Annotated in this window: 5 protein-coding genes; all 5 read left to right on the top strand. The window is 62.6% G+C overall.

Features of this window, described 5'->3' with window-relative positions; genetic code table 11:
- Window positions 1-248, top strand: a 248-nt coding sequence (locus BQ17_RS08910; protein WP_141699185.1) for a DUF4351 domain-containing protein, incomplete at its 5' end; no start/stop codon positions are given.
- Between the two features lie 49 nt (window positions 249-297).
- Window positions 298-1,326 carry a siroheme decarboxylase subunit beta gene (gene ahbB, locus BQ17_RS08905; RefSeq protein ID WP_218068187.1) on the top strand — a complete coding sequence of 343 codons (1,029 nt, stop codon included), beginning with the start codon at window positions 298-300 and terminating at the stop codon, window positions 1,324-1,326.
- 19 nt (window positions 1,327-1,345) lie between these two features.
- Complete coding sequence (gene nirJ / locus BQ17_RS08900) at window positions 1,346-2,500, top strand: heme d1 biosynthesis radical SAM protein NirJ (protein WP_089726269.1); 1,155 nt, start codon at window positions 1,346-1,348, stop codon at window positions 2,498-2,500.
- Between the two features lie 415 nt (window positions 2,501-2,915).
- Window positions 2,916-4,532 (top strand): nitrite reductase, encoded by a 1,617-nt coding sequence (locus tag BQ17_RS08895; protein WP_256091532.1) that lies wholly within the window; start codon window positions 2,916-2,918, stop codon window positions 4,530-4,532.
- Window positions 4,533-4,627: 95 nt separating this feature from the next.
- The coding region (locus tag BQ17_RS08890) for an Rpn family recombination-promoting nuclease/putative transposase (RefSeq protein WP_141699183.1) at window positions 4,628-4,953 on the top strand (326 nt) is incomplete at its 3' end.

Here is a 4,953-nt window from a genome sequence, read left to right as displayed (position 1 = left end):
AAGGCCTGGAGCAAGGCCTGGAGCAAGGCCTGGAGCAAGGCCTGGAGCAAGGCCTGGAGCAAGGCCTGGAGCAAGGCAGGCTGGAAGGGAAGATTGAAGGCCTGGAACGCCTTCTTGTCAAACGCTTCGGCCCCCTCGACGCAGCAACCCGCAAGCGCCTCGAGATAGCCACCCTGGAGCAACTCGATCGCTGGACCGATCGCATTCTGGACGCCTCCACGGTAGATGCCGTGTTTGAGGAACATTGAGGCAAGCGGAGGTAAACGCAAAGGCTCTTTATTGTTCGGTTGCCCTGCGGTGAAAGATACTGTCCGAGACCCGGTTGGTGAGACGTGCCGATTGCCGGCACGAGGCCCTCTCGAACGCGGCTTCCTGAATCGGTTCCAGGGCGGCTTTCCCCTGACGCAACGGCCGTTCCGAAAGGTCGCTGCGGAGCTGGAGACGGACGAGGACACCCTCATCGCGACCGTCCGCGCCATGCTGGAGCGAGGGCTGCTGAGCCGTTTCGGTCCCCTTTACAATGCCGAGCGCCTCGGCGGATGCTTCACGCTGGCGGCGATGGCGGTGCCGGAGCCGGACTTCGTTCGCACCGCCAAGATCCTCGATGTCATCCCTGAGGTCGCACACAACTACCGGCGCGATCATCGGCTCAACATGTGGTTCGTACTCGCGACTCCCGACCAGGGCAAGCTTACGGGTGCGATCCGCCGCATCCGGTCCTTGACCGGCTTGATGGTTTACGACTTTCCCAAGCTCAGGGAATACCACCTGGGGTTCCGGCTCCAACTGGACGCGGACGGCGGCATCGCGGTGCGGCGAATCGAGCGCGACAAAGCCGTGGAGCCCCTGGAGCTGGACGACCTCGACCGCAGGATTGTCGCCGCCACCCAGGCCGGTTACCCCTTGCAGGCCGAGCCCTTCACCGCCGTCGCGGCCCAGATTGATTGCAATGCCCCGACCGTTATCGAGCGGCTGAGCCGCATGCTGCAGGCCGGCGCCATACGCCGCATCGGCGCCGTGCCCAACCACTATCGGCTCGGACTGCGCGGCAACGGCATGTCCGTGTGGGACCTGGATGATGAGCAGGTCGAGGTCCTCGGCAAAAGGATCGGCGCCCTGGACTGCGTCAGCCACTGCTATCTGCGCCCACGCCGCCTTCCGCTCTGGCCCTACAACCTGTTCGCCATGGTCCATGGGCGCAACCGGGACGAGGCGAAGGCCGCCGCCACGCGCATCGAAGCGATCGTCGCCGGACATTGCCGCAGGCAGGAGGTGTTGTTCAGCGAAGCTATCCTGAAGAAGGCGGGGCTTCGATTCGTCGGCTGATCGGGCACCGGAAACCACCATGTTCAGATTGAGCCGTTACGTGCAGCTTCTCACCTCCCCTACCGCCTTGGAGAAGGCCACCGCCGCGCCGCGCGCCGAACCGAGCGGACCGGTGGTGATCTGGAATCTGATCCGGCGCTGCAATCTCACCTGCAGACACTGCTACGCCACCTCGGCGGACACCGATTTCAAAGGCGAGTTGACTACCCAAGAGGTCCGGGAGGTGATGGGGGATCTGCGCCGGTACGGCGTGCCGGTGCTGATCCTCTCCGGCGGCGAGCCCCTTATGCGGCCGGATATCTTCGACCTGGCGCAGCACGCCAAGGCGCTCGGCTTCTACGTCGCCCTGTCCACCAATGGTACCCTGATCGACGAGACCAACCTGCCCCGGATTCGAGAGGTAGGATTCGACTATCTCGGCATCAGCATCGACGGCCTGGAGGAAAGCCACGACCGTTTCCGCCGTCGCCCCGGCGCCTTCCGGGAGTCCCTCCGGGGCATCCGCCTGTGCCGGGACGCGGGCATCCGGGTCGGCATGCGTTTCACCCTCACCCGGGACAACGCCCGAGACCTGCCGGGCCTGCTGCAACTGATGGAGCGCGAAGCGGTCGGCAAGTTCTATCTGTCCCACCTCAATTACGCGGGCCGTGGCAACCAGAACCGGGGGGACGACGCCCACTTCCGGATGACCCGCGAGGCCATGGATCTACTGATCGCGGCCTGCCGGCAACGCCTGCGAGACGGCCTCCTGTGCGAATTCGTCACCGGCAACAACGACGCCGACGCTGTCTACCTGTTCCAGTGGGCCGAGCGCCGCTTTCCGGATCGGGCCAGCATACTGCGCCGGGTCCTGCAAAACTGGGGTGGGAACGCCTCCGGCGTGAAGGTTGCCAACATCGACAACCTGGGCCATGTGCACCCGGACACCTTCTGGTGGAACCACAGCCTCGGCAATGTGCGCGAACGGCCCTTCTCCGAAATCTGGGAGGACACCTCCGACCCGCTGCTGGCCGGCCTGAAGCAGAGCCCACGCCCGGTCGGCGGGCGCTGCGCCCAATGCGTGCACCTGGACATCTGCAACGGCAACACCCGCACCCGGGCCTTCCGGCTCACCGGCGATCCCTGGGCCGAGGACCCCGGCTGCTATCTGACCGATGCGGAGATCGGGGCCTGACGGTTAGCCGCAAATGAACGCGAATGAACGCAAATCGGTCGCAAAAGATTACATTCTCTTCTTTGTCCACAGATTACGCAGATTCTCACAGATTGTTTCGTTTTCTGCTGGCTCCCACGCTCCAGCGTCGACAAGCGACCAGGTAAGCCGGCACACAGCCAACCTGCCTGTCGGCACAGAAAGGGGCACGGTCCGCTAGAGCGGACAAGACGGCAAAAACAATCTGTGAGAATCTGCGTAATCTGCGGATAGATCAAAGCGGCCGGATCATTTTTCCCATACTCAATCTGAACCTCGATAGTTCCGCTTTTTACCGCCAATCAACACAAATCAGTCGAGATCGGTTTGCCATCATTGACGGTTCCTGATTCATTTGCGTTGATTTGCGTTCATTTGCGGCAAAAAAGAACTCCCAATGAAAGAACCGAACCGATGTTACCGATACTTCGGCACTGCTGTACCAATGAGCCTGTCTGTTGTTCTGATCTGCGTCCTGACGATTCCCGCCTTTCCCCAGGGATCCGCACGAGCCGATGAGGTCGCTACCCTGTACCTGAAGCACTGCGGCGAGTGCCATGGCCCGGATCGGCTCGGCCGGATCGGTCCCGCCCTGTTGCCGGAGAACCTCAAGCGCCTCAAGCAGAAGGCCGCCGTCGCAGTCATCCGCGCGGGACGACCGGCTACCCAGATGCCCCCCTTCGCGGGCCAGCTCAGCGACGAACAGATCCGGCGCCTGGTAGATTTGATCTACACGCCACTGCCCGAGCTCCCGCGCTGGGGCATGGAAGAGATCGCCACCAGCCGAATCCTGCACGCGCCCACCAAGCCGCTGCAGGACCGGCCCGTCTTCGACGCCGACATCGAGAACTTGTTCGTGGTCGTGGAGCTGGGAGACCACCACGCGACCCTGCTCGACGGCGACCGCTTCGAGCCTATCCATCGGTTTCCCACCCGCTTCGCCCTGCACGGCGGACCCAAGTACGCCGCGGGCGGACGTTATGTCTACTTTGCCTCCCGCGATGGCTGGATCAGCAAGTACGATATCTACAACCTGGCCTATGTGGCCGAGGTGCGGGCCGGCATCAATACCCGCAACCTGGCGGTGTCCCACGACGGGCGCTTCGTCATGGTGGCCAACTACCTGCCCCATACCCTCGTGGTGCTGGACGCCCGTGACCTGTCCCCGGTCAAGGTCATCCCGGTAGTAGACCACCGGGGCAGGAGCTCTCGGGTCAGCGCCGTCTACACGGCGGACCCCAGATCCAGCTTCATCGTAGCCCTCAAGGACCTGTCCGAGGTGTGGGAGATCAGCTACCGGATACCGCCGCCGCGGGGTTTCGGCCGGTGGGTCCACGACTATCGTGAAGGTCCGGGCCGCGAAGATTCGGGCGAAGAGATCGACCCCGAGCCCTTCCCGATTCGGCGCATTCGGGTCGCGGGCATACTCGACGACTTCTTCATCGACCAGGACTATGTGCGGATCATCGGCAGCTCCCGCGACGGCAGGGGCCAAGTGGTGGACCTGGACCTGGGCCGAGCGGTGACCGAGCTTGCCCTACCCAGCCTGCCCCACCTGAGCTCCGGTATCACCTGGATCTGGCAGGACCGGGGCGTGCTCGCCACCCCGAGCATCAAGGAGTCCAAGGTCACCGTCCTGGACACCAAGACCTGGGAGATCGTCAAGGAGATACCGACCCTGGGCCCCGGCTTCTTCATGCGCAGCCACGAGAACTCACCCTACGCCTGGGTAGACGTCTTTTTCGGCCAGGACAAGGACGCCATGCAGGTGATCGACAAGCAGAGCCTCAAGGTAGTCAAGACCCTGCGGCCCGCACCCGGCAAGACCTCAGCCCATGTCGAATTCACCAAGGACGGGCGCTACGCCCTGGTCAGCATTTGGGACATGGACGGGGCGCTCGTCGTCTATGGCGCCTTGAGCCTGGAAGAGGTCAAGCGCCTGCCGATGAAGAAGCCCTCCGGCAAATACAATGTCCACAACAAGCTGACCCGGTCGCGCGGGACAAGTCATTGATTTTACAAGCCACTCGAAGGATGACTAGTATGGATGCTCGCAACTACCGATAACAAGGATATATATGCAGAATTCTGAAATGAGGTCTTAGGGTGATGAAGCAAGAGACAGACCGCGGCCCAACCCACGACAGCAGCTACAAGCTGTTGTATTCGCATGTCGCAATGGTCAGCGACCTGTTGCAAGGCTTCATACCGGGTACCTGGATCGATGAGCTGGACCTGGCCACGCTGGAGAAATGCAGTAGCAGCTATGTCAGCGACGACCTCCGCGACCGGGCCGACGACCTGATCTGGCGCGTGCGCTGGGGTCACGACTGGCTCTATGTCTACCTGTTGCTCGAATTCCAATCCACGATAGATCGCTGGATGGCGGTGCGTATCCAGACCTACCTCGGACTTCTCTACCAAGACCTGATCCG

This window comes from Candidatus Thiosymbion oneisti (genome assembly GCF_900092655.1).
Taxonomy (GTDB): domain Bacteria; phylum Pseudomonadota; class Gammaproteobacteria; order Chromatiales; family Chromatiaceae; genus Thiosymbion; species Thiosymbion oneisti.
The sequence above is the reverse complement of the archived record's forward strand: the minus strand, read 5'-3'. Positions and strand labels throughout refer to the sequence as shown.

Excerpts from the sequence above, each read along its gene's own strand:
- nirJ (WP_089726269.1), top strand. The coding sequence starts at position 1,346 with ATGTTCAGATTGAGCCGTTACGTGCAGCTTCTCACCTCCCCTACCGCC.
- BQ17_RS08895 (WP_256091532.1), top strand. The coding sequence starts at position 2,916 with ATGAAAGAACCGAACCGATGTTACCGATACTTCGGCACTGCTGTACCA.